Raw genomic sequence first — 23,580 nt, forward strand, 5'->3', positions numbered from 1 at the left:
CGACAGGGCAGGATTCAGGATCAGGATTCGAGGAAGCGCAGCACCGCCAGCACCCGACGGTTCTCGGTCTCGTCGGGGGCGAGGGCCAGTTTCGTGAAGATGGAGGCGATGTGTTTCTCGGCCGATCCGACCGAGACGTGCAGGGCGGCAGCGATCGCCGAGTTGGTCCTGCCCTCGGCCATGAGCTGCAGGACGTCGCGCTCCCGCGGGGTGAGCTCGTCGAGGGCGGCCCGGCGACGTGACCGCAGCAGGATCTGCGACACGACCTCGGGGTCGAGGACGGTGCCACCGCCGCCGACCACGGCCACCGCGTCGAGGAAGGCCGGTACATCGGCCACCCGGTCCTTGAGCAGATAACCGAATCCTCGGGTGTCCGAGGCGATCAGATCGGCGGCATAGCGTTCCTCGACGTAGTGAGACAGCACCAGCACCGGCGATTCAGGGTTCTGGCTGCGCAGCAGAGCCGCGGCGCGGATGCCCTCGTCGGTGAAGGTCGGCGGCATCCGTACGTCGAGGATCGCCAGATCGGGCCGTTCGTCGTTGACCAGCCGCAGTAGGTCGGTCGCATCGGGCACACCGGCAACCACCTGGTGCCCCGCATCGGAGAGGATCCGTTCGAGACCGGCGCGCAGCAGGGCCGAATCCTCGGCGATCACAATGCGCACGGGAGCACCGCCGTCACGATCGTGGGACCGGTCGCCGGGCTGGATACCGTCAACGTGCCCCGCGCCGCACGTACCCGCTCATCGAGCCCCCGCAGACCCGTGGCGTTGTCGTCGTCGGTGATCGCGGCTCCGCCGCGGCCATCGTCGAAGACCGACACGTGCAGCAGGCCGGTGGACTCGTCGAGGCGTACGGTGACCACCGCCTGTCTGGCCTGGGCATGTTTGGCCACGTTGGTCAGGGCCTCGGCGACGACGAAGTACGCCACGGATTCGACCTCGTCGGGCAGCCGTCGCGGCAGGTGGAGATCGAGCGTCGTTGGCACGCCGCTGTTCTCGGTGCGTTGCACCACCGCGGACAGCGCGGCGTCGAGTCCGCGGTCGGCCAGGATCGTCGGCGCGATCCCGCGCACCACGTTGCGCAGGTCGACCAGGGCGTTCTTCGCCTCGTCGTGCGCTTCGGCGATCAGTTGCCTGGCGGCCGGCAGGTCGCTGTCGAGTTTGGTCTGCGCCAGCCCGATCGCCATCGCCAGGGACACCAGCCGCGGCTGGACGCTGTCGTGCAGGTCCCGTTCGATGCGGTGCCGTTCGGTGTGCGCCGACGACATCGCGCCGACCCGCGCGTCATTCAGCGCGTGCACCTGGTTCTTGAGCGCCGTAGTCGGCGAGGGGGAGAGCACGCTGCGGTCGATCGCCGCATCGACGGCGGGGGCGAAGATCAGGATCGCGACGGCACAGACGGCGGCGATGCCGGCCACCAGCCATGCCAGGATCGGCGACGGTGACCACAGTCCGGCGTCGGCGTCGCTCTTTCCGATCGCGACCGCGGCTGCGGGCCCGAGGAACGCCACCACCAGCAGCGCGAATGCGATGCCCGTGGCAGCCATGTCGAAGATCAGCCGCAGATAGTGGTGGCCTACCCCCTTCCAGAACCGGGCGCTGCCGAAATCGAGCCACAGCTGGTGCAGCCAGCGCTGCACACCGCTGTAGGGCGACATCCGTCGGGGCGGCACCGGGATCCGGAGCCCGAAGACGGCCTCGCTGCGCGTTCGTTCCAGCCGGTCCACGCGCCGCATCAGGTAGATGAACACCACCGCGGCGAGCGCGAAGCCGATCCCGGAGGGAATCGAGGTGATGCCGACGATCAGGATCGCCAGGGGAATCCAGAACCAAACGAGCCCGATCGTCGCACCGGTCACCATCGACGCCGTGGGGACCAAGCCGATGTGCCGGGGGAGGTGGCGGCGTGGGGTGCGGGCGTCGCTCACTGCGAGCGCGGCCGGGGCGGTATCGGTGCTGACTGCGACCATGACTCAAACCTAGGGATCGGCGCGGCACCGCGACACAGCGTTTCCCCGCGGACTCGGCGGGGGTTAACCCCCGCACCTGCAGTAGCCTCAGCGCGGTGACGGCGACGCTGCAGCTGCGCCACCTCGGCCCGAACTGGTTCGCCTCGGTGATGGGTACCGGCATCGTCGCGACCGCCGGCGCAGGGCTGCCGGTCCACTTCCCCGGACTCCGCGGCTTCGCCGAGGCGGTGTGGGTGGTCGCCGCGCTGTGGATGGTGTTTCTCATCGTCACCGTCGGCGCGCACTGGGTGCGTCACCCGAGCGTCGCGCGCAGCCACGCCCGCAACCCGCAGATGGCCCACTTCTACGGCGCCGCACCCATGGCGTTGATGACGGTCGGCGCCGGCGCGATCCTCGTCGGCCCGGACCTCATCGGAGCGCACGCAGCACTGGTGGTCAGCTGGGTGCTGTGGACGACGGGCACGATCGGCGGGCTGTTCACCGCGATGAGCATCCCGTACCTGATGTTCACGCAGTACCGCGTCGAACCCGACGCGGCGTTCGGCGGATGGCTGATGCCGGTCGTTCCGCCGATGGTGTCGGCGGCCACCGGTGCGCTGCTGATCCCGCACATGCCGCCGGGAACCGGGCGCGAGACCCTGCTCTATGGCTGCCTCGCGATGTTCGGATTGTCACTGATCGCGTCGTTCATCATCATCACGATGGTGTGGAGCCGGCTCGCCCACTACGGCACCTCGGGAACCGCACGGGTGCCGACGCTGTGGATCGTCCTCGGCCCCCTCGGTCAATCCATCACCGCCGCAGGCCTTCTCGGGGAGTTCGCGCACCTGGCGGTCTCGCCGCAACTCGCCGACGGGCTGGCCACGATGTCGATCGTCATCGGGGTGCCGATCTGGGGCTTCGCGGTGCTGTGGATTGCTCTGGCGACGGCGTTGACCGTGCGGACGATGCGCCGCGGGATGCCGTTCGCGCTCACCTGGTGGAGCCTGACCTTCCCGGTCGGCACGTTCGTCACCGGAACCACCCAGCTGGCCGTCCACACCGGCCTGCCGGCGTTCGACTGGGCGGCGGTGATGGCATATGCCGCGCTGCTGGGCACGTGGATCCTGGTGGCGGCACGGACATTCGGCGGAAGTCTGCGCGGGCAGCTGTTCGCTCCGCCGTCGGCCGATCCGGTACGCGCGGTGAAGGAGAGTCCGGGTTCACCGCGATGAGCCGCATCCGCATGCCAGAATCGCTGGGTGCAGATCGGAATGACCATGCCGGTGATGGAGCCCGATCTCGACGCGGCCCTGCTGCGGTCGTGGGCGAAGACCATCGACGACGGGCCCTTCTCGTCGCTGTGTTGGGGTGAGCGCATCGCCTTCAGCAATCCCGACAGCCTGACGATGCTCGGCGCCATGGCCGCGTGGACCGACCGAGTGCGGTTGGTGACGACCGTGATCGTGCCGCAGTTGCACGACCCGGTGATGCTCGCCAAGGCGCTGGCGACGGGCGACCTCATCAGCGACGGACGGCTCACCGTCGGCATCGGGGTCGGTGGCAGGCACGAGGATTACCGGGCCGTCGGCGCCGATCCGGGCACCCAGACCATGCGGGGGATGGCCGAACGCGTCGCCGTCATGAAGCGGGTGTGGGCGGGGGAGAAGATCACCGAGTCGGTGCTGCCCGTCGGACCCGCGCCGGTGCAGCCCGGCGGGCCGCCGCTGATGGTCGGCACCATCGGCCCGAAGACGGTGCGCAGCGCCGCCTCCTGGGCGCAGGGGATGGCCGGGACGATCCTCGACCTGGACGTCGACAAGCAGGCCGAGCTCTTCGACATCGCACGTGCCTCGTGGACGGAGGAGCAGAAGCCCGCACCGCATCTGGCCACGTCGTTCTGGTTCGCCATCGGTGACCGCGAGCAGGCGCGCGGCCAGGTGCACCGCCATCTACGCCGATATATGAACTGGATCCCCGCCGAATATGTCGACGCCATGGCGCCCGACACCGGGTTCGCGGGTACCGAAGACGAGCTACTCGACGTGCTGCAGCGCTTCGCCGACATCGGCACCGACGAGATTCATCTGATTCCGACCAGCGCCGACCTCGAACAGGTGCGCCGGGTGGCGGATGCGGTGAAGCAGTTCGGCTGAACCCTCAGAGGTGACCCGTCACCACAGCCGGGGCAGACCCAGCGGGTTGAACGGATCCGGTGGCGGCGGCAGACCCAGCGGATTGAGCGGGTTGATCCGCGGCGGGGGCGGCGGCGGAGGCAGCCCCAGGGGGTTGAGCGGGTTGATGCCCACCGGAGGCGGGGGCAGGCCGAGCGGGTTGCGGGGGTCGATCGCCGGTGGTGGCGGCAGGCCCAGCGGGTTGAGCGGGTTGATGCTCGGCGCGCCCGGTGCCGGCACGTTCAACCCCGGCGGGTTGAAGACGATCGGGATCGCCAGGTCAGGGACGACGTCAGGCAGCGGGATGTTGACCGGAACCGTCGCGTTGGCTTCCACCGGCGACGGCAGGTTGCGGACGTTCTTTGCGATCTCCTCGGAGATCTGCGGGGGGATCTCCCAGCGCGGGGCGGCGTTGTCCTCGCGCCCCTCCTCGGAGTTCCGGCCCTGGTCGTTCTGATCAGGTTCGGCTGCGGCGACGCCCGTGCCCATCAGAGCAGCAGGTATGCCGAGGACACCGATGATCGATGCTCCGGCCAGGACGCGCTTGATGTTCACGATCAACCCCTTGCGATGGAAACCGCTTCATCATAGGCGTTGAGGGTGGAGCCGCGGGCCCCTACGGGACGCGCCGGTACCAGTGGGCCACGTAGGCGACCATCGAGCCGACCAGGCCGACCAGGACCCACAGCACGAGCGCCTGGTCCACCCACGCTCCGGGCGGGGGCGCTCCGGGCAGGATGTTGCGCAGCGGCACGGTAGCGAACAGCATCGCGGCGTACCAGGTCAGGAACGGCATCTGAAATTCCTTGCGGCCGGTGATCACCTGGTAGCTGGTGAAGATGGCCAGGGCCGGCAGGGTGATGAGAACCAGGCAGATGCCGAGGTCGAAGGCCAGCGGGCCGAGCGCTCGGGTCAGTTCGATCTGTACCGAGTCGCCCTGACCGAAGGAGTCCGGCGAGGGCGGACCGTCCTCGCTCGAGATCGACCAGCCGTCGACGGCGCCCTCGACCTCGACGCGCGCCGGTACGAACTCGCGTTCGTCACCGGAGCCCACGAGGACGTCGGCACTGAGCATGTCGGTGCGGTAGGAATCGAACGGCCAGGTGTCCGACTCGCCGAGCAGGTCGAGTGTCGTGCTGTTCTCGCCCGGCGATTCGCCTTCTTTCCACTGCAGATCCCCGGAGGTGTTCCACGGGTATATGCGCACCGAGATGTCGGTGTTGAGGACGTCGAGCCGGGGATCGATCAATGAATCCTGGGGAACGACCGATACTTTCACGTCGAGTTTGCGATCGACGGTTTTGAGGGATTGCACGGTGATGAGCACCACCGTCTGTTCTTTGTTGTCCAAATTCGGTGGTTCGAGTTCTTGGGAGGACGCCGAAAGCCACCAGTAGGCGAACAGGGATCCGATGTATGCCAGCAGCACCACCGCGATGACGGTGATCCTGGTGCCACCGCGTCGTCGGCTGGGCGGTTGGTTTGCCGGGGCGGCCTGCGTGGCGTTGGACACGAAGGAAAACACTAGCGGGAGTGCGCGCATTCTGCGGAAAATCTGCACAGCCGGAATTTGTGATAATTCAGATGTCGGGCAGGCGAAAAGATCGGTGGATTAATCCTCGGTGAAACGCGGGCCGAGACGTACCGCGTTTGTTATGCATCAACCGTGCATTCCACAGCGCCCGAGTCCGCAGGCACCGATTCGTCAGCCATCGAATCCGAACGCGAAATCGTCAGACGCTGCCGGGCGCTGGTGTCGAATCCGGCGTTCGACACCGTCATCCTGCTGGTGATCCTGACCAACGCGGTGGTCCTCGGGATGGAGACCTACGAGAGCGTCGTCATCGGCTATCACGGCGTCTTCGATGTCGTCTACAACGTCATCCTCGGCATCTACATCGTCGAGTTGGCCGTTCGGTTCACCGCCACGGGATGGAATGTGCGTGCCTACGTCGCCGACCGGTGGAACGTCTTCGACTTCCTGGTCGTCGCGTTGTCGCTCGTCCCGGGTTTGCGCAGCACCGCGATGCTGCTCCGGTTGGTGCGACTGGCGCGGATTGTGCGGGTAGTGCGGTTCCTGCCAGACCTGCGCCTGATCATCGGCGCGATCGGCCGCAGCATCCCGGGGGTGGCGTCGCTGGCCGCGGCGACCGGCCTGCTGGTGTTCATCTACGGGATGCTCGGGTGGGTGCTGTTCGCGGACCACGATCCGGCCCATTACGGCAACGTCGGCCAGGCGATGCTGACGATGTTCGTGATGCTGACGCTGGAGAACTTCCCCGACAACGTCGCCATGGGGCAGGAGATCTCCCAGTGGACGATCCTGTTCTTCATCAGCTACGCGATCATCATGAGCTTCCTGATCTTCAACCTGTTCATCGGACTGGTGCTGGCCTCGATGGAGGAGGCGCGGGCGGCCGATCGGGAGAAACACGAGACCGACGATCTGCTGGAACGGTTGCGGGCCGCCCGTACGGCTCTCGAGGATGCCGAACGTGAACTGCAACGGACACACCGCGACGACCGTTCACCGCATTAACCGATGATCCGCTCGGCCTCCCGCACTCCGCTGAGGTAGGCGCCGTGCACGGTGCCGAAGTGCTCGGGGTCGGTGGCTTCGCCCGCGAACAGCAGGCGGTCGCCGACGGGTTCGCCGAGTTCCTCCATATCGTCCGGGCTCGAGCCGGCGGCGAGGAAGCTGTAGGAACCGCGCGCGAAAGGGTCTGTGCCCCAACGGGTGACGAGTGAGCCGGTCGGTCCCGGCGCTCGGAGCGCCGTGACCAGTTCGGCCACCGCCTCGGTGTCCGACAGCGATTCCCGCGACCAGGCCGCCTCGCCGCCGCGCAGTCCGATCAGCAGCGGCCGGTCGGTGAACAGCAGTCCGTTGACGAGGTCGGTGACCGGTGGGTCGGCGCCGAGCAAACCGAGCATGGGCCGGTCGCCGGGCCAGAACGGTTCGGCGAAGGTGAGCACCACCTTGTTGAGCAATCCGAACCCGAGGCGTTCGATCGCCTCTTGCTTCGCGACGGGCAGCGGTGGATCGAAGGTGATGGCACCGGCTTTGAGTACTCCGAGTGGGACGGTCACGATGACCCGGTCGCCGGTCACCGTGCCGTGCGATGTCTCGATGCGTACGGGGGCCGACTCGTGCGATATTCGGGTGACTTCTGCGGACAACGTGATGTCCAGGCCCTGTGCGAGACGTTGCGACAACTGGGTGTAGCCGCCGGGTAGCAGGACGTCCGGACCGTCGAGTTCCGCCTCGCTGTTGTACCAGCGCAGCGACATCTCGTCCGGATCGGCGGCGTACTCGCCGGCGGTTCGTGACATCACGTTCCAGGCGACCAGTGGATCGCTGAGGTCGGCGACACCGACGAGACCGTCGGCAAGTGTCTCGTCGATATCGGCTGTAGCACTGCGATTTTCGAGTTGTTCGGCGATGGGTGGCCAGCCGGCCGATGCGATGGCTGCGGCGCCGGGATCGACGGAACCGTCGGGATTGAGCAGGGTGAAGTCGTCGAAGTCGGTGACGACGGTCGCGGCGCCGGCATCGGCGGCGAGCTGTGCGAGCGGGTTGCTGTCGGTGCCGTGGATCCACGATGCGCCGATGTCGATCGGCAGTCCGAGGGAGGTGTCGGTACGGGTGCGGCCCCCGATCCGGTCGCGGGCCTCCAGAACGGTGACGCGGACGCCGGAGTCGGCGAGCCGTCGCGCCGCCGCCAGCCCGGAGAACCCGGCGCCGATGACGACGACGTGCTCATCCTGCTCCGGTTGGGGCTCGCCGCCGCAACCGGGTAGCAGGGTCGCCGCGACGAACGCGCCGAGGCCAAGCGTGAATTCGCGCCGCCCGACGCCGGTCATGAGGCTGACGCTAGACCTCGCGGGTGATCTTGAGCTGAGGTTCGCCAAAACGACGAAACCGGGGCGCCGGCCTAAGCCGACGCCCCGGTGCTCATCTCAGCGGTTAGTTCGCGTCACCCCCGCTGGAGCCCCCGTCGGCACCGTTCTGGCCGTCGGCGCCGCGCGGGCCGGCGTTGCCGGTGCCGCCGTCGGCGCCTGCAGTGCCGCCAACCGCGGTGCCGCCGATGCCGCCGATGCCGCCTGCGCCGCCCGCGGCGCCCTTGCCGCCGACGCCGCCCTTGCCGCCCTGGCCGGTAGCACCGCCGGCGCCGAGCAGACCAGCTGCGCCGCCGGCGCCCGGGGCTCCACCGTCGCCGCCGTTGCCACCGGCGCCGCCTGCGCCGCCATTGCCGCCCTTGCCGCCGTCGCCGCCGCGGTTGGCAGCAATGTTGACGCCGGTGACGATGCCGCCTGCGCCGCCGATGCCGCCTGCGCCGCCGACCGCGAAGCTGTCGCCGCCGTCGCCGCCGCTGCCACCGCTACCTCCGGGGCCGCCCGCACCGAACAGGCCGCCGCGGCCGCCCGGGCCACCCGATCCGCCTGCCGTGCCGTCACCGCCGGGCGCGCCCGCGCCGCCGTTGCCGCCGGCGCCACCGGTCCCGCCGGTCGCCGGTCCACCGAGGACCGCCACCGCTGCGCCGCCGGCGCCTCCGAGGCCGCCTGCGGCGCCGCCGGGTGCGCCGTTGCCGCCGGCGCCACCGTTGCCGCCGGTGTTCGAGCCTGCGAGTAGACCGACGGCGGATCCGCCGAGGCCGCCGGCGCCGCCGACGCCGAGGATGCCGTTACCGGTGCCGTTTCCGCCGTTTCCGCCGTTTCCGCCGACCGCGGTCCCTCCCGGGAGGGCGACTCCGGGCGCACCGAGGGTGCCGAGAATTCCGGGGACACCGAGTACCGGGTTGAGGAGTGTGTCGGGTCCGTCGACGCCGTTGCCGCCGTTGCCGCCGGCACCGCCGCGGCCGAAGAAGCCGAGGAAGCCGGCGTCACCGCCGCGGCCGCCGTTGCCGCCAGCGGTCGGTTCACCGAGCAGGGGGTCGAGGAGCGGATCGATTCCGTCACCGCCGTTACCGCCGTTGCCGCCGTTGCCGAAGAACGCGAAGATGCCGGCGTTGCCGCCGTTGCCGCCGTTGCCGCCGATCGCGCCGTCGCCACCCCAGCCGCCGCTGCCGTAGAAGAAGCCGCCGTTGCCGCCGTTGCCGCCCGCCTGGCCCGGAAGCAGACCGGCCGCGCCGTCGCCGCCGCTTCCGATGAAGAAGCCGGCGTTGCCGCCATTGGCGCCGGGCAGCAGCGCGTCGGCGCCGTTACCGATGAAGATGTTCAGGATCGGGATCAGACCCGCGAAGTCCAGGATGGGATCCAGTGGATCGCTGGAGCCCTGCAACGGCACCGGGGCCATCGGTGCCGCCTGGGCCGTGCCGGGAATGGAAAGCAAGATCGCCGCCGGCGCTGCGAGCATGAGGCCGGCGCCGGCGAGCGATGCGCCCGCCGCCTTGATGGGTCGGCCCGCCCGCTTCGCCCTTGAGCATTTACCCATGAGAGAAACTCCTGTCATCGTGGAAGAAAATGAACCCGCCTCAGCAACGTAGCACCGCGGTGTCCCAATCTTGGGACTTTTTCCTGAAATGTCAACGGAAACACGATCTGTGTATAGCTGACCTATCGAGCGAGCGGCTTTGGCTGAGAATGTTGTGCTGCGACAAGGCGCTGATGGCTCAACTAATTTTCAGACGATTCTCAGGTTTAGAACTTAACTGAAGTGGGCATGGGAGCCGCCCGACCACTGCGCGCATCCGGCGGTAGCGACGCTTCTAGCAAACTCCAGTGACTTGCCTTCGTGGGCGGTGCTGATGGTTGGCGAACCGGGCTGTCCGCTGTTGGCTTTGTCGTGCACCGTCTGCACCGTCTGCTCCGTCGGCGCCGCGCGGGCCGTCGTTGCCCCGGTCGCCGCGGTGTGCCGTCCACGAGGCCGCCCTGGCCGCTCGGACCGCCGCTACCTGGCGCGCCGCCGCTCCGGCCGTTTGCGCCCGGACCACCGTCGCCGCCGGGGCCGCCGACGGCGTCCCAGGGCAGGCCGGCCGCGCCTTTACCGCCACTGCCAATCAAGAGATTCAGAATCGGGATCGGGCCTGCGAAGTCCAGGATCGGGTCCGGCGAATCGCTGGACGAACCCTGCAGCGGCACCGGGGCCAGCGGAGCGGCCTCGGCTGTGCAAGGCATGGAAATGAGTAACGCTGCCGACGCTGCGAGTAGAAGAGCGGCACAGGCGATCGACGCTACCGTCGCCCTCGCTCATTTGCCCAGATCAGAGCACCCGCTGTTGTCGTCGAAGAAGTAACCCGCGTCAGCGACGTAGCCTTGTACTGAGCGTGGATCTCGTTGGTCGCCTTTATATTTGGCGTCAGGTGCCGGTGTTGCCGCCGTCGACGCCGTTGGAGCCGTTGGAGCCGGAGGGGCCGTCGTCGCCGTCGGCGCCGGTGCTTCCAGTGTTGTCCGGCGCGCCGGCGGCGGATCCGCCTTCGCCACCCTTGCCGCCCTTGCCACCGGCGCCGCCCTTACCCGCCACACCGCCCTTACCGACGACGCCGTTCACGCCAGGCGTACCCAAAAAGCCTGCCGCGCCGCCCTTTCCGGCAGCACCGCCGTTCGCGCCGTTGCCGCCGTTGCCGCCACTGCCGCCGTCGCCGCCGTCACCGCCGTTGCCGCCCCGGTTCTGCGCATGGTCGATGATGATGGCGCTGCCGCCGCCGCCACCATGCCCGCCCGCACCGCCGACGGCGCCGTCGCCGCCGTTTCCGCCGGCCCCACCGGCGCCACCACGCCCGCCGTCGCCGAGAATTCCGCCCGCGCCGCCGTTGCCGCCCGGGCCACCTGTGGTGCCGTTCTCGCCGTCCACCCCGTTGCCGCCGTTGCCGCCGTTGCCGCCGTTGCCGCCTTCGCCGTGACCAGTGACGGCGGCGATCGCAAATCCACCGGTGCCTCCGTGGCCGCCGTCTGCGCCGCCGTTGGCGCCGTTGCCCCCGTTACCGCCGTTGCCGCCGACTGCCTTCAATCCTCCAACCGCAACCGCCTCGCCGCCGAAGCCGCCTCGACCGCCGAATCCGAGCCGGCCGGTTCCGGTTCCGTCGCCGCCGTCCCCGCCGTCGCCGGCCACGATGTTCCCGCCGATCTCGATTCCGCTGGTGCCGAACTCTCCCAGCAGCGGGTCACCCGGAGTGCCGCCGAGGAGGGGATCGTTCCGGTTGGCGCCGTTGACGCCGGCTCCGCCGTTGCCCCCGTTGCCGCCACTGCCGAAGAATGCGAATTGCCCGGCGCTGCCGCCATTCCCACCGCGACCGCCGGGGCTTTTCTCGCCCAGCAGCCCCTCGATCAGCGGATCGTATCCGTTGCCGCCGTTACCCCCGTTGCCGCCGCTGCCGAACAGGGCGAACAGACCGCCGTCGCCGCCGTTGCCGCCGGATCCGCCCGCACCTCCGTGGCCACCGTTGCCGCCGCTGCCCCAGAACAGGCCGGCATTTCCGCCGTTGCCGCCGTTCTCACCAGGTAGCAGACCGCGTGCCCCGTCGCCCCCGCTGCCGATGAAGAAACCGCCGTTCCCGCCGTCGGTCCCGGGGAGGATGCCGGGGATCCCGTTGCCGACGAAGATGTTGAGGATCGGGATGAACCCGGCGACGTCGAGGACGAGTTCGATCGGGTTGCTGAACAACGACGCCAGCGGATTGGACGTCGACATGCCGTCGCCGAAGATGCTGGATCCGAGGCAACTCAGATCGAGCGTGGCGCACGAACCCTGCGTGGGGATCGGTGCCACTGGAGCCGCATGCGCCGCGGCGGGCGTGGCGAAGAGCGCCGCGGCCGGCGCGGACAGCATCAGACCGGCCCCGGCAACCGCGATACCCGCGGCACGCATCGGCCGCCGTCCGGTGTTGGATGTCGCGTTCTTGCCCATGGGGACTCCCTTCAACGTCGCGAATGGCGGCAACGTAACACCGCGTCGCCGAAGGGTTCATCACTTTGCGTCAGCTCGCCGAAAGTGTTTGTGCGCCCGGGTAGCTGGACGGCCGAACCGCGAGCAACAGCAGACCGCGCCGCATCCGCGGACGTAGCTGTCACGCGGTCGCACCGCACCGAATCCGATGAACGGTACGCAGGAACGTTCTCGCTGTGAGTGTTTCAGCAAATCGGCTGAAAACTCCCCGACGGGCGACGGTCAGGTGGTATTGCCGTCGACACCGTCCTGCCCGCGGACTCCAGCAGCGCCGTCGACGCCGCCCTTGCCCGCGGTTCCGCCCTTGCCCGACGGGGTGGCCCATCCGGCGGCGCCACCGGGGCCGCCCTTGCCCCCCGGTGCGCCGTTGCCGGCGACACCGCCCTTGCCGGCGGCTCCGGACGGGCCGGATGACCCGAAAATGCCTGCGGCACCGCCCTTGCCGGCCGCACCGCCGTCCCCGCCGTTGCCGCCGTCCCCGCCCCGTCCGCCGTTGCCGCCGTCCCCGCCGTTGCCGCCGACGTTGTCGGGGCGATCTGCGCCGTTGACAAAGCCGCCCTGGCCGCCCTGACCGCCGTTCCCGCCGACACCGAGGCTGTTGCCGCCGTTGCCCCCGTTGCCGCCGTTGCCGCCTCGCCCGCCGGCGCCCAGCAGGCCTCCGAAGCCGCCGTGGCCGCCCGCTCCGCCTGCGGTGCCGCTCTCGCCGTCGATCCCTCTGCCGCCGTCGCCGCCGCGACCGCCGTTGCCGGCCACGCCGTTCCCGCCCACGTTCGCCAACATGGCCTGCGCTCGACCGCCGTCGCCGCCCCTGCCGCCATCCGCCCCACCGAGGGCTCCGGTGCCGCCGTTGCCGCCGTTGCCGCCGGTGGCCTGACCGCCGGGTGCTGCGATGGCCAGCCCGCCGAGCCCGCCGATGCCGCCGGCCGCGAACCGGCTCGCCCCGGTTCCGTTGCCGCCGTCCTGTCCGTTGCCCGCGGTCGCCGGTCCGTAGGCGGGTCCCGCGAAGCTTCCGCCGAGGCCGACCACGGGATAGCCGGGGACGCCACCGACGTAGGGATTCACCAGGTCGTCGCCGTGGACTCCCGCCCCACCATGGCCGCCGTTGCCACCGTTGCCGAAGAGGGCGAACTGCCCGGCGTTACCGCCGTTCCCACCCCTGCCGCCGGCGCTCTTCTGCCCGAACTCCGGGTCGGACCCGGCGCCGCCATCACCGCCGTTGCCGCCGCTGCCGAAGAGGGCGAAGAGGCCCGCGTGGCCGCCGTTTCCGCCTGCTGCGCCCTGCCCGCCGGCGCCCCCGTTGCCGCCGCGGCCCCAGAACAGGCCGCCGTTTCCGCCGTCACCGCCCCGGAATCCCGGCATGCCACCGTCCGCGCCGTCGCCGCCGCTACCGATGAGGAGTCCGCCGTTGATGCCGGGCGTGCCGGCGAGGGTGCCGTCGACGCCGTTGCCGATGAAGATGTTGAGGATCGGAATCTGGCCGAAGAAATCCAGGATGAGGTCGAGCGGATCTTCGAAGGCGATCGTCGGGGTCGATATGCCGTCGCCGATGAAGCCGGAGTCGCGACAGCCGAAGTCGAGCGGGCCGCAGGACGCCTGCTGCGGAGCGGGCACGGTGGGCGCTGCATGCGCCGCACCCGGGGCGGCGATGAGTGCCGCCACCGGCGCCGCGAGCAACACCCCGGCGCCGGCCACGGAAGCGCCGGCCATCCGTGCTGCGTGCCGCCTCGGCCAGGCTGCCGGTCGCTTGCCCATCAGGAACCCACTTTCGTCGCGAAGTCGCGTTGCCAGCAACGGCAGCCCCGAGCCCCGATGCGTCAGTGTCTCGGCCGAGCATAGTGTGACGGGTGCGTTAATTCCAAGCTGGAAAGCTGTCCTATCAGCGATGTGACAGACGGTCCGCGCCCTGCTATCGATGATTCAGGCGGGTGTTCTGTTGGATTCGCGGTCGTGGCCATCCGAGCGCAGCGATATCAGCAAATATGACTAACGACCGCCGTTGAGCAGCGTGTATGTGATCCGCCGGGCGCGGTTGATCGCATCCGGATCCAGGCCGACGGCCATGGAACCAAGCATCCCGTCGTAGATCAGCGCGATGTCGCGCGCTGCGCCTGCCGGTTCGGGAATGTCGGCGGCGGCGACCAACTCCGTCAGCCGTTCGACGACGTGTCGTTTGTGGGCGACGGCGACCGCCATACCCGGATGGTCCGACGGCAGCTGATTGGCAGCCGCGATGTGGGCGCACCCACGCCCGAGACCCACGTCGTCGCGCCAGCGTTCGGTGGCGGTGAAGATTGCCAACACCCGGGCGACGGGGTCGGCCGCTGCCGCGATCGCAGACTCCCACTCGTCGCGCCACCGGCGGTCGCGATCGTCGAGGTAGGCGGCAACCAGTTCGTCCTTGCCGGAGAAGTTCTTGTAGAGCGATCCGGTCGCGACGCCTGCCCGCTCGATCACCGCGTCGACGCCGGTGGCCGCGATTCCGCGCTCATAAAACAGTGCGTCGGCTGCGCGGAGCAGTCGGGCGCGGGCGGGTTGCCGCGGGAGGGCCACCGTGACAATCTATCAAAGTGAAACGATCGTTCTACTTACTCGTGACGGCAGGCACGCTGCTCATCGCCTGCTGCTACGGCTTCGCCCGGTTCGCCTACGGCCTGTTCACACCGGTGCTCTCCGACGAGTTCGCGCTGACGCCCGCCACGGTGGGCGCCATCGGGTCAGGCTCCTATGTCGGGTACTGCCTCGCGATCGTCGCCAGCACTGTGCTCACCGAACGCTTCGGGGCGCGACGCGTTGCGTTGGCTGCCGGTGTCGTCGCGACCGCCGGGATCGCGGCCATCGCCGCGGCGTCGTCGACGGCGGTGCTGGCCGCGGGAGTGCTGGTGGCCGGCAGCAGCACCGGGCTCGCCTCACCACCGCTGGCCGCAGCGGTCGCCCGGTGGGTGCGCGAAGACGCCCGGGACCGCGCGCAGACCGTCGTCAACGCCGGTACCGGCGTCGGTGTGGTTCTCTCGGCGCCCATCGCCCTCCTGCTGTTCGGGCAGTGGCGGGTGGCATGGGCGGTGATGGCGGTGATCACCGCCGCGGCCACGGTACTGGTGGCGCGTGCGATCCCGGCCGGCGACGGCACCACCGGACGGTCGGTGCCCCGTGCTGCGTGGCGGGCCGGTTCGGCCGGGCTGGTGGCCGCATCCCTGTTGACGGGGTTCGGCAGCGCCGCGGTGTGGACGTTCGGCCGTGAGCTCGCGGGTGGCCTCGGAGACACCGCAGCTGTGCTGGTGTGGACGGTGTTGGGCGCGGCGGGGATCGCCGGCGCGTTCGGTGGCGATCTGGTGCAGCGGATCGGGCTGGGTCGAGCGTGGCGGTTGCTCACCGTGGCGATGGCCGGCGCGACGCTGGTGTACGCGGTGTGCGCGGAAATCGGTCCGGCCGTGGGGGCGGCTGGTGCGCTCTTCGGCGCGACGTACATCGCGCTGTCGGGCCTGCTGCTCCTGTGGGCCACCCGGGTCTACCCCGACGGCGTTTCGTTCGGCGTCGCGCTGAGCTTCTTCGCGCTCGCCGCGGGCCAGGCGCTCGGCGCACCGGCGGTCGGCGTACTCGCCGAGAACGCCGGACTTCCGGCGGCGTTCGTCGTCGCGGCGGGGGTGGGGGTCGTCGCGCTCCTGGTGCGGCCGGCCCGCAGTCCCGCACCCGACCTCGTGGATTAGTTCCGCAACAGGAATCCGGCGTCGAGCGGCCACGCCGTCCCGGTGATGAACCTGCCGGCGTCCGAGACCAACCACGCCACCGCCGTCGCAATGTCCTCGGGTTGGAGCAGCGCGATCGGCAGCGCGTTCTGCTGCGCAATCAACCACGGATCCTCGGCAGCGGCCAGGGCCATTGTGGTGTCGTTGATGATCATGTCGGTGGCGACGCCGCTGGGGTGAATGGTGTTGACGCGGATGGAGTGCGGCGCAAGCTGTGTGGCCCAACTCTGCATGAGGGCCACGAGCGCGCGTTTCGAAGCCGCGTAGGCCTGGATCCCGGGCCGGTCGGTTCCCGAGGCCTTGAGTCCCTGCGTGGAGCTGGTCAGCACGATGGACCCGCCGCGCCCGCCGGCGACCAGTGCCGGGATGGCGGCGTCGACGGTGTTCCAGGTGCCGATCAGGTTGACCTCGATGATGTCGCGGAAGGTCTCGGGGCGCTCCTCGGTGTCGGTGACGCGGATGATCCCCGCGTTGGCGATCACGATGTCGAGCCGGCCGAAGATCTTCTGGCCTTCGGCCACCACGTCGGCGATGGCATCAGGGTCACGAATATCGGCCTGGCGCGCCAGAATTCGGCGACCGGTCCCTTCCACGAGTCTCGTCGTTTCGGCAAGGTCGTCGGCGGTGGCGCCGCGGTAGCCGGTGGTGGGCACGTCGGCGCAGAGGTCGACGGCGATGATGTCCGCGCCTTCGCCGGCCAGCTTGACCGCGTGCGCCCTGCCCTGACCGCGTGCCGCGCCGGTGACGAGGGCGACGTGTCCGTCCAGTGAAGCCATCATGTGCCTTTCGGGAAGCCGACGTCCTTGGTGACCGATTCCCACTCGTCGATCGAGGCGGAGAACGCGGCCAGCTTGTCGCGCACCGCTTTGAGGACGTCGCGACCGAGCAGGAGCCGCAGCGGCGGATCGTCGAGTCCGGTGACCATCAGCACCGCCTCGGCCACCTTGCGCGGATCGCCGGGCAGGTGGTGGGCGAACTCCTTGATCAGCGTCTTGCGGGCTCCGACGTTCTCGTCGTATTCGGCGATCGGTGCGGTGGATTCCCACATCGACCGAGCCGCCCAGTCGGTGCGGAACGCGCCCGGTTCGATCGCGGTGACGCGGATGCCCAACGGCGCGACCTCCTGCGCCAGCGCCTCGGTGAGCGCTTCGAGCGCGAACTTGGTCGACGAGTAGTAGGCGTTGGGCGGGTTGGCCACCAAACCCGTCATCGACGAGATGTTGACGATGTGACCGGAGCGCTGCGCACGCATCCCGGGCAGCACCGCCTTGATCGTGTCGACGACGCCGAAGTAGTTGGTGTCGAACAGCTTGCGGACCTGCTCGTCCTCACCCTCCTCGACCGCGGACAGGTACCCGTTGCCCGCGTTGTTGACCAGGACGTCGATCCCGCCGAAGGCGTCGTGCGCGGTGTGTACCGCCGCCGCGATCTGGTTCTTGTCGGTGACGTCGAGCGCTGCGATCACGGCGCGCTCGCCGAAGGTGGCGGCGAAGTCCGCGATCGACTCGCGTCGTCGCGCCGTCACCACCACCGAGTTCCCGGCTTCCAGGGCGGCGCGGGCGATTTCGCGCCCGATGCCGGTGGAGCACCCGGTGATCAGCCAGCGGGCCATGTCAGATCGTCCCTTCGGGAAGCCGGCGCAGGTACGCGGTACGGCGGTCGGCCAGTTGTGCGGCGCGCTCCTGCTCGGATACGCGGCGCAGTCCGGGGACCTGTCGCTCGAGGTCGTCGAGCGGGACGACCCGGCCGCTCGCGCCGAGGTCCTCCTTCGGTCCGTCGTCGCCGAATTCGGCCATCCGCAGGGTGAGGATGCCCTCGGTGAGTCCGTTCGAGTCGATCCAGTTCGCGACGCCGGGATCGGTCGGGGCGATCACGTAGGTGTAAGTGCCGTCGTCGTTGGGCACCGACTGGGCCTTGTTCAGGCTGCCGGTGCGGTCCACGATGTCCAGTGTGGTGCCCCAGATGTTGCTGAGCGGGACCGTGAAGTACTCGGCCCCGCCGTCGCTGACGTCGACGACGAACGCCTCTCCCGGGGCGAGGTCGAAACGGCCCATCACGTAGACCTGGTTGCGCATGGCGCCGACCTTGTCGGCCGACCACGCCAGGTTGAAATTGTTCGGCGCCATCTTGTAGATCCCATGGCTGAGCTTGCCGGTGAAATTCGCGAAGTGGGCCATCATGGCCGCCGTGGCCTCGGCCTGCTCGTCGAGCGTCCGCGGCGGTGGGGGAGCGGAACCGTCGAGGCGTTGGACGGCAAGATGATTCGGATCGTCGCGGTCCCAGTTGAGCAGGACGTCGCGGATGTAGAACTCGTGCGCGGCCGCGGTGGTCTGCACGTGGTTGGGCCGGTCGCCCGCGGGTTCGGCGTCGACGGTGATGACGAACGAACCGTCCGATTCGACCGCCATGGTGCGGCCGTTGAGCACTGCGACGGTGCCCATGTGGGCGTCCCACAGCGTGAAGTAGTTCTCCGTCATGCGGTTCGCACCCACGCGGCCGTGGATCTCGTAGCGTTCGGCGCCGGAGATCGGGATCACCCGGTAGATGCTGTCGGGATTGTCGATGCCCCAGCGTGATCCGGGAATCGACCGACCGGCCACCGGATGGCCCAGGCGGGTGATGCAGCTGACCTCGGGTCGCAGCGCGTCCTGGTTCGACGACCAGATCGCGGCGGAGAACATCACCTCGGCGAACGCGTCGTCGAAGCGTTCCCGCATGGCGTCGGAGGCTTTCGCGCGGCTCAGCCAGGTGTCCGCGACGCTGCGGTACGCCGCCTGCACCGTCGGATGGGTGGTGAGTTCGAGCGCGGCGAGCTCCTGCTCGTGCTGTGAAGCGGTCGCTACCGGGTGACCGGTGAAATCGGACATCACATCCTCCTCGCGGGGGCGGCGTCGGAGCGAAACCGCTGGTTGTAGTTGGTGAATCGGGCGTCGATTTGATCGTCGGTCAGGCCGAACTGGGCAGCGTGGTACGGCGCACGGGCCGGAACGCGGGGCCGATCGGTCAGCCAGCGACGCATCGAGTGCTCCGCGTGAGACGTCAGCGCAACCCCGATCGCGTCGTACACCCGGGCCACCTCGCCGAGGGGATCGGCGACCGCCTCGTCGAACTCGATGTCGGTGATGCGGGTCTGCTCATCGGGCCAGCGGTCCCGGGTGGTCATCGCGCGGTCGTTGGCCCAGCCCATCCGCTCCAGCCACTCCACGCCCACCCGCTGCCGGTCCACGTCGTCGGCGTGCATGGCGTGCAAGGTGGCGTTGAGGCCGGCGCCGGAGGGGATGGTCTGCCGCGGATCGCGGTGCATGTGCACGATGTGCAGATCGGGGAACTGGGCTCTGAGGGTGTCGAGATAGCCCAGATGCGCCGGGGATTTGAGCACCCAGCGCGCCGGGGTGCGCCCCCCGGATCTCTCCCGCCCAACTGCGCCCGCCCGTCGCCGCTTCTGCCACTGCAGGAACTGCAACATCCGGTGCAGATACGCATACGCCGGCGCGAAATCCTGGGTGTCGATCCACGACCGGTAGCCGGGCACGTACGCACCCGACTCGGGCACATGTGACAGGAACGCGTCGGAGAGGAAGACGATCTCCTCTTCGGGTTCGCGGGCGTGCATGGGATGGATGGAGAAGAGTTCGGGCGCCAGCTCCCGCGAGACCGCCTCCCGCCGTTCGCTGACGGCGATGCGGGCGTCTTCCGGCGCCGACCAGTCATGCTCGAACCGCGGGGCGACCTCGACGACCTCCCAGCCGTAGGCGCAGTGGAATCGACTGTCCGCAGCCAACAGTCGCTGCAGCAGCGTGGTCCCGCTACGCATCATGCCGACCACGACGATGGGCGCTGCGATGACCTCGTCGAGGATCTCCGGATGCCTCCGGATCCACTCCTGGGCACGCAATCTCATCCGCAGGCTGTGCACCAGGCCCGATGTGATGATGTGCCCGCCGATGTCATTCAGCCCGGCCCCGGAGTAACTCTCGGCGAGCACCTCGAGTGCTGTCTGGAAGGGCAGCGGACCCCAGTCGGAGAGCCCCTCCTTCTCCTGCGCAGCGCTCATCACCGACGCCGTGGTGACGGGGCGCGGCACTGCGATCAGAACTTCAGGTGGTGGCTGACGTCGCCGACCTGGTCGACGAACATGATGCGGGTGTCGAACCACCAGGCCCCGTCGATGCGATGGAAGGTGTCGCGATAGCGACCGGTCACGATCACCTGCAACGGCAGCTCTGGAGTCGCCTGGGTGACGCAGTAGTACGCGCTGCCCCGCGCGGTCCCGGTGTCGTCGTCGACCTCGAGTCGCACGTTGGTGGTGAAGTGTTTCGTCTTCGGGGTGCCGTCGTCGTGCAGCCGGGTGGCCATCTCGTACATCTCCCGGACGCGGACGGTGCCTTCGAAGACGGTCTCGGGCGGCCCGTCTTCCATCCCGCAGATCCGGCCGTGGGCGAACAGCGCGGCCACACCGTCGAGGTCGCCGGCGTCGATCCGCTCGGCGTACGTGTACACCAGATTCTCGATCTGGCGGGCGGCGTCGCTCATTGGCGGTAGACAACCAGCCCGAAAGTGTCATGTCAACGGTCGCGTCAATCCGGGACCTCGCTAACCTCAGACGGTGACGCAACTATGGTCAGTGGCCCGGCTCGGCGATATGAGCGGACAGCGAATCATCGTCACCGGCGCCACCAACGGCGTTGGGCTGGCGACTGCGACGGCGCTGGCCCGAGCGGGAGCGGAGGTGATCCTGGCCGTCCGCAATCTGGAGCTCGGTGCGCAGCGCGCCGCCGAGATGGGTGGGCGGACCTCCGTGGTCAAGCTCGATCTCGCCGATCAGTCGTCGGTGCGCGCCTTCCCGGATCTGTTCGACGGCGAGGTCGATGTGCTGGTCAACAACGCGGGGCTGGTGGCGCAGCACCACAGTGACACCGTCGACGGCTTCGAGATGACGATGGGCACCAACCTCCTGGGTCCCTTCGCGCTGACCAACCTGCTCTACGGCCGGGTCCGGTCGAAGATCATCAACGTCGGGTCGGACGCGCACAAGTCGGCGACCATCGATTTCGACGACCCCCATCTGCGCTCACGGAAGTGGTCGGCGTTCCCGGCCTACGCCCGGTCGAAGCTCGCGGTGATGCTCTGGGGCCTCGAATTGGACCGCCGGTTGCGCGCGGCGTCGGCGCCGGTGTCGACGTACCTGACCCATCCGGGGTACGTCGCCTCGAACCTGGCCAATGTCTCCGACACCCGGGTCATGTCGTCTTTCCACAAGGTGGTGACGGCGGTGGCGAACGTGATCGGCAACGACATCGAGGCCGGCGCTGCGCCCACCCTGTACTGCCTGACCGAGCCGATCCCGCCGGGCAGCTATGTGGGCATCGACGGCCGGTTCGGGTTCAAGGGCGGGCCTGCGCTCAGCGGCCGAACTGCGAACGCCTGCGACTACGGCGACGCCCGGAAGCTCTGGGAGTTCGCTGAGCGGGAGACCGGCACCGCGCTGCCGGTGTAGGGAATAGCGGACCGGTGAGCGCGGTTGCCCAGCGCGTGACTGAGCAACCGGAACTGAGCCCCACCGACTGGGTTCGCGAACAGACCGAGCGCATCCTGGCGCAGGGCACCACCGACGGCGTGGAGGTGTTCGACCGGCCGGTCGTGCTCTTCACCACGCGGGGTGCCAAGTCCGGCAAGAAGCGGTATGTGCCGCTCATGCGTGTCGAAGAGGACGGCCGATATGCGATGGTCGCCTCGAAGGGCGGCGACCCCCAGCACCCGAGCTGGTACTTCAACGTCAAGGCGAATCCGGCGGTCACCGTTCAGGACGGTGAGACGACGTTCGAGGGCACCGCGCGCGAGATCGACGGCGACGAGCGCGCGCACTGGTGGAAGCTCGCGGTGGACGCGTACCCGCCGTATGCGGAGTACCAGACCAAGACGGACCGGCAGATTCCGGTGTTCTTGGTGGAAAGGTAGTGCACATTTCCGCTATGGCTGCGGGTAGGGCAACCAGCGCTCGTCGAAGCCGGCCAGGCGGTCGGCGAGCTGTGCCCCGCGTTCGCCGGCGGTGATGAAGGCGTCGGGCGGCAGGTAGTCCCGTAGTTCGTCGTGAGTCAGCACGCGTTGGTCGAGAATCCGCGGTTCGTCATCGGATTCGGCGCCGAGGTCCTGGAACCGGATCGCGATGGCACCCTGGTGCAGTCCGCCGGTGGACACCCAGTTGGCGGCGCCGGGATCGGTCGGAGAGATCACGACGGTGTACGTGCCGTCGGTGTTGCGTTTCGCCTGCTTGCTGTTCAGGCTCGTCGGCTGGTTCCAGTAGTCCTCGGTGATCGTCCAGATGTTGTAGGTCGGGACGACGAAGTAGCCGGCGCGGCCGGGATGGATCGTGAGCACGAGGGCCTGGTCGTCGGCGAGTTGGAAGTGACCGTTGCTCTGGCGTTGGTTGGCAAGAAATTCGGCGTTGCTCGCCGGTTGGCTCACGGTGTTGACCGGTCGTGGTACGCCGGTCTGGGGATCCCTGGTCGCCAACGCCATGTACTTGGTCTGCTCGCCGGCGCCGCGCACGACCAGGATCGCGGCGGCGAAGAGACCACGCACCGTCGGTGGCAGATACGGCAGCGGCGGAATCAGGGAGACCAACGTGGCCAGCAACGGATTCCCACTGACGACATTTCCGAGGAAGGCGAAGCCGCCGATCTGGGCGAAAAGGCTGTCGGGCGGCCCGCCGACCCGAGCGATGGACAGGCTCATCGGCACTTCGGTGTTCCAGTCGCCAAGGGTGTCTCGCGCGGCGATGATCGTCGAGCCGGGAGTCAGCTGCAGGTGGTTCTTGCGTCCGTTGGCGGGTTCCGCGCTCACTGTGATGGCGAACGTGCCGTCCGGGTTGACCTCCAGGTCGTCGTAGGTCAGCAGCGACGAGGTGGTCCCGGCCAGGCCTTCCAGCACGCTGAACGTGACGTCCGTGGGAATTCCAGCACCGCCGGTGTGGTGGAACCGGCCGGTGATGACGTATTCGGAGGCGCCGTTGACGCCCATGAACCGGTAGATGGTGTCTGGGTTGTCGTAGAGGATCCGCGAACCCGGTACCTCTCGCCCGAACCAGGTGTGTGGCGGGGCAACCTGCATGACCACCTTCGGGTTCATCGAGTCGAGCAGCTGCTGCTGGAAAGCCGCAGCCATGGCGTACTCGTCGACAGCACCGTCGAGCGCACTCATGTTGTCCTCGTCGACCTGGCCGTAGAGGTTCCGCGCTGCCGTGAGGAACTGTTGCCGGAGAACCACTTTCATCAAGAGGACGGGTAGCGAGTTCGCCGTTTCGGTGGCTGTTCGCTCGGCCGCGAACTGCTCGGGCGTCGCGAGCGGGCTCACCCGCGGTGCCACGGGTTCTTCGGCTTCCGCCGCGTTGGGCGGTGCAGCCGGCGATGTCCGTGAGGTGGTGGACACTCCGTCGCTCCCGGTCGGTACACCGTCTCGCGCGCGTGTGGTGACCCCGGCAGGCGGCCTGCCGGGATCTGACCTGGGGGACTCGTCGTCGTCGGCGGCGGCGTTGCGGATGACGCGACGCCGGTCAGGGGAGTAGCGGGGCCGGTCGTCCTCATCATCGGTGGCCGCGACGGCGCCGCGTTCGGCCTTGGCCGTGGGGCCCGACGACGCCGACTTGGCGGAGGAGTCCGTCGAGACGCCCGAGGTGCCGTCCGAGGAGCTGCCGTCGTCGGCGGCGGCAGCTGAAATATTCATCGCGATAGCCGTGCCGATGCCGAGCGCGACGGCCAGACCACCGACCCTGCCGATGAAGCGTGCGTGCCTGCCCGGCGTCGTCGCCACAGCGGGAGTCCTCCCGTCGGA

Annotated in this window: 21 protein-coding genes; 6 read left to right on the plus strand and 15 right to left on the minus strand. The window is 69.0% G+C overall.

Going from position 1 to position 23,580, the window contains the following annotated elements; translation table 11 throughout:
* Positions 1-20: 20 nt before the first annotated feature.
* A complete protein-coding gene (locus A5757_RS04090; protein ID WP_066828893.1) occupies positions 21-665 on the minus strand; it encodes a response regulator transcription factor in 645 nt (214 codons plus the stop codon).
* Positions 653-1,972, minus strand: a complete 1,320-nt coding sequence (locus A5757_RS04095) for a histidine kinase (protein ID WP_066828895.1) — start codon at positions 1,970-1,972, stop codon at positions 653-655. The genes A5757_RS04090 and A5757_RS04095 overlap by 13 nt, the downstream gene beginning before the upstream one ends.
* Before the next feature lie 95 nt (positions 1,973-2,067).
* On the opposite strand from A5757_RS04095, the gene A5757_RS04100 reads away from it, so the two are divergent.
* A complete protein-coding gene (locus A5757_RS04100; RefSeq protein WP_066828896.1) occupies positions 2,068-3,186 on the plus strand; it encodes a TDT family transporter in 1,119 nt (372 codons plus the stop codon).
* Between the two features lie 39 nt (positions 3,187-3,225).
* Complete coding sequence (locus A5757_RS04105; protein ID WP_066828898.1) at positions 3,226-4,107, plus strand: LLM class flavin-dependent oxidoreductase; 882 nt, start codon at positions 3,226-3,228, stop codon at positions 4,105-4,107.
* 18 nt (positions 4,108-4,125) lie between these two features.
* On the opposite strand, the gene A5757_RS04110 is transcribed toward A5757_RS04105, so the two are convergent.
* Positions 4,126-4,680: a hypothetical protein gene (locus A5757_RS04110; protein ID WP_066828900.1), complete on the minus strand. Its 555-nt coding sequence runs from the start codon at positions 4,678-4,680 to the stop codon at positions 4,126-4,128.
* A gap of 61 nt (positions 4,681-4,741) precedes the next feature.
* Positions 4,742-5,638: a DUF4436 domain-containing protein gene (locus tag A5757_RS04115; protein ID WP_066828902.1), complete on the minus strand. Its 897-nt coding sequence runs from the start codon at positions 5,636-5,638 to the stop codon at positions 4,742-4,744.
* A 153-nt stretch (positions 5,639-5,791) separates the two neighbouring features.
* On the opposite strand from A5757_RS04115, the gene A5757_RS04120 reads away from it, so the two are divergent.
* A complete protein-coding gene (locus tag A5757_RS04120; RefSeq protein WP_082929303.1) occupies positions 5,792-6,664 on the plus strand; it encodes an ion transporter in 873 nt (290 codons plus the stop codon).
* On the opposite strand, the gene A5757_RS04125 is transcribed toward A5757_RS04120, so the two are convergent.
* The 5 genes from A5757_RS04125 to A5757_RS04145 all read right to left on the minus strand — a co-directional run bounded on the left by A5757_RS04125 (position 6,661) and on the right by A5757_RS04145 (position 14,557).
* Entirely contained in the window at positions 6,661-7,986 is a 1,326-nt protein-coding gene (locus A5757_RS04125; RefSeq protein ID WP_066828904.1) for an FAD-dependent oxidoreductase, read from the minus strand. The two genes, A5757_RS04120 and A5757_RS04125, sit on opposite strands and share 4 nt — an antisense overlap.
* A gap of 103 nt (positions 7,987-8,089) precedes the next feature.
* Positions 8,090-9,310 carry a hypothetical protein gene (locus A5757_RS23935; protein ID WP_369815911.1) on the minus strand — a complete coding sequence of 407 codons (1,221 nt, stop codon included), beginning with the start codon at positions 9,308-9,310 and terminating at the stop codon, positions 8,090-8,092.
* Between the two features lie 1,110 nt (positions 9,311-10,420).
* Entirely contained in the window at positions 10,421-11,968 is a 1,548-nt protein-coding gene (locus A5757_RS23940; RefSeq protein ID WP_066828908.1) for a PGRS repeat-containing protein, read from the minus strand.
* A 261-nt stretch (positions 11,969-12,229) separates the two neighbouring features.
* Positions 12,230-13,714 carry a PGRS repeat-containing protein gene (locus tag A5757_RS23945; protein WP_066828909.1) on the minus strand — a complete coding sequence of 495 codons (1,485 nt, stop codon included), beginning with the start codon at positions 13,712-13,714 and terminating at the stop codon, positions 12,230-12,232.
* A gap of 276 nt (positions 13,715-13,990) precedes the next feature.
* Positions 13,991-14,557 carry a TetR/AcrR family transcriptional regulator gene (locus A5757_RS04145; RefSeq protein WP_197497244.1) on the minus strand — a complete coding sequence of 189 codons (567 nt, stop codon included), beginning with the start codon at positions 14,555-14,557 and terminating at the stop codon, positions 13,991-13,993.
* 17 nt (positions 14,558-14,574) lie between these two features.
* On the opposite strand from A5757_RS04145, the gene A5757_RS04150 reads away from it, so the two are divergent.
* A complete protein-coding gene (locus A5757_RS04150; RefSeq protein ID WP_066828911.1) occupies positions 14,575-15,711 on the plus strand; it encodes an MFS transporter in 1,137 nt (378 codons plus the stop codon).
* Here A5757_RS04150 and A5757_RS04155 read toward each other — a convergent pair.
* From A5757_RS04155 to A5757_RS04175, 5 genes are read right to left on the minus strand one after another with little or no spacing between them, the layout of a single operon-like run.
* Positions 15,708-16,526 (minus strand): mycofactocin-coupled SDR family oxidoreductase, encoded by an 819-nt coding sequence (locus A5757_RS04155; protein ID WP_066828913.1) that lies wholly within the window; start codon positions 16,524-16,526, stop codon positions 15,708-15,710. The genes A5757_RS04150 and A5757_RS04155 overlap by 4 nt on opposite strands.
* A complete protein-coding gene (locus A5757_RS04160) occupies positions 16,526-17,362 on the minus strand; it encodes an oxidoreductase (protein ID WP_066828915.1) in 837 nt (278 codons plus the stop codon). Before A5757_RS04160 ends, A5757_RS04155 begins: the two co-directional genes overlap by 1 nt.
* A gap of 1 nt (position 17,363) precedes the next feature.
* Positions 17,364-18,617 (minus strand): hypothetical protein, encoded by a 1,254-nt coding sequence (locus A5757_RS04165; RefSeq protein ID WP_066828919.1) that lies wholly within the window; start codon positions 18,615-18,617, stop codon positions 17,364-17,366.
* Entirely contained in the window at positions 18,617-19,834 is a 1,218-nt protein-coding gene (locus tag A5757_RS04170) for a sulfotransferase (protein ID WP_231983880.1), read from the minus strand. Before A5757_RS04170 ends, A5757_RS04165 begins: the two co-directional genes overlap by 1 nt.
* A 5-nt stretch (positions 19,835-19,839) precedes the next feature.
* Positions 19,840-20,283: a nuclear transport factor 2 family protein gene (locus tag A5757_RS04175; RefSeq protein ID WP_066828921.1), complete on the minus strand. Its 444-nt coding sequence runs from the start codon at positions 20,281-20,283 to the stop codon at positions 19,840-19,842.
* A 73-nt stretch (positions 20,284-20,356) separates the two neighbouring features.
* Here A5757_RS04175 and A5757_RS04180 point away from each other — a divergent pair, with 73 nt between their 5' ends.
* The gene (locus A5757_RS04180; protein WP_066828923.1) at positions 20,357-21,247 is read left to right on the plus strand and encodes an SDR family NAD(P)-dependent oxidoreductase; all 891 of its coding nucleotides are present in this window, start codon (positions 20,357-20,359) and stop codon (positions 21,245-21,247) included.
* A gap of 35 nt (positions 21,248-21,282) precedes the next feature.
* Positions 21,283-21,708 carry a nitroreductase family deazaflavin-dependent oxidoreductase gene (locus tag A5757_RS04185; RefSeq protein ID WP_066828925.1) on the plus strand — a complete coding sequence of 142 codons (426 nt, stop codon included), beginning with the start codon at positions 21,283-21,285 and terminating at the stop codon, positions 21,706-21,708.
* 12 nt (positions 21,709-21,720) lie between these two features.
* On the opposite strand, the gene A5757_RS04190 is transcribed toward A5757_RS04185, so the two are convergent.
* Entirely contained in the window at positions 21,721-23,559 is a 1,839-nt protein-coding gene (locus A5757_RS04190) for a DUF1214 domain-containing protein (protein WP_066828926.1), read from the minus strand.
* Between the last annotated feature and the right edge of the window lie 21 nt (positions 23,560-23,580).

The organism is Mycobacterium sp. 852013-51886_SCH5428379, assembly GCF_001665575.1.
In the GTDB taxonomy this organism is placed as follows: domain Bacteria; phylum Actinomycetota; class Actinomycetes; order Mycobacteriales; family Mycobacteriaceae; genus Mycobacterium.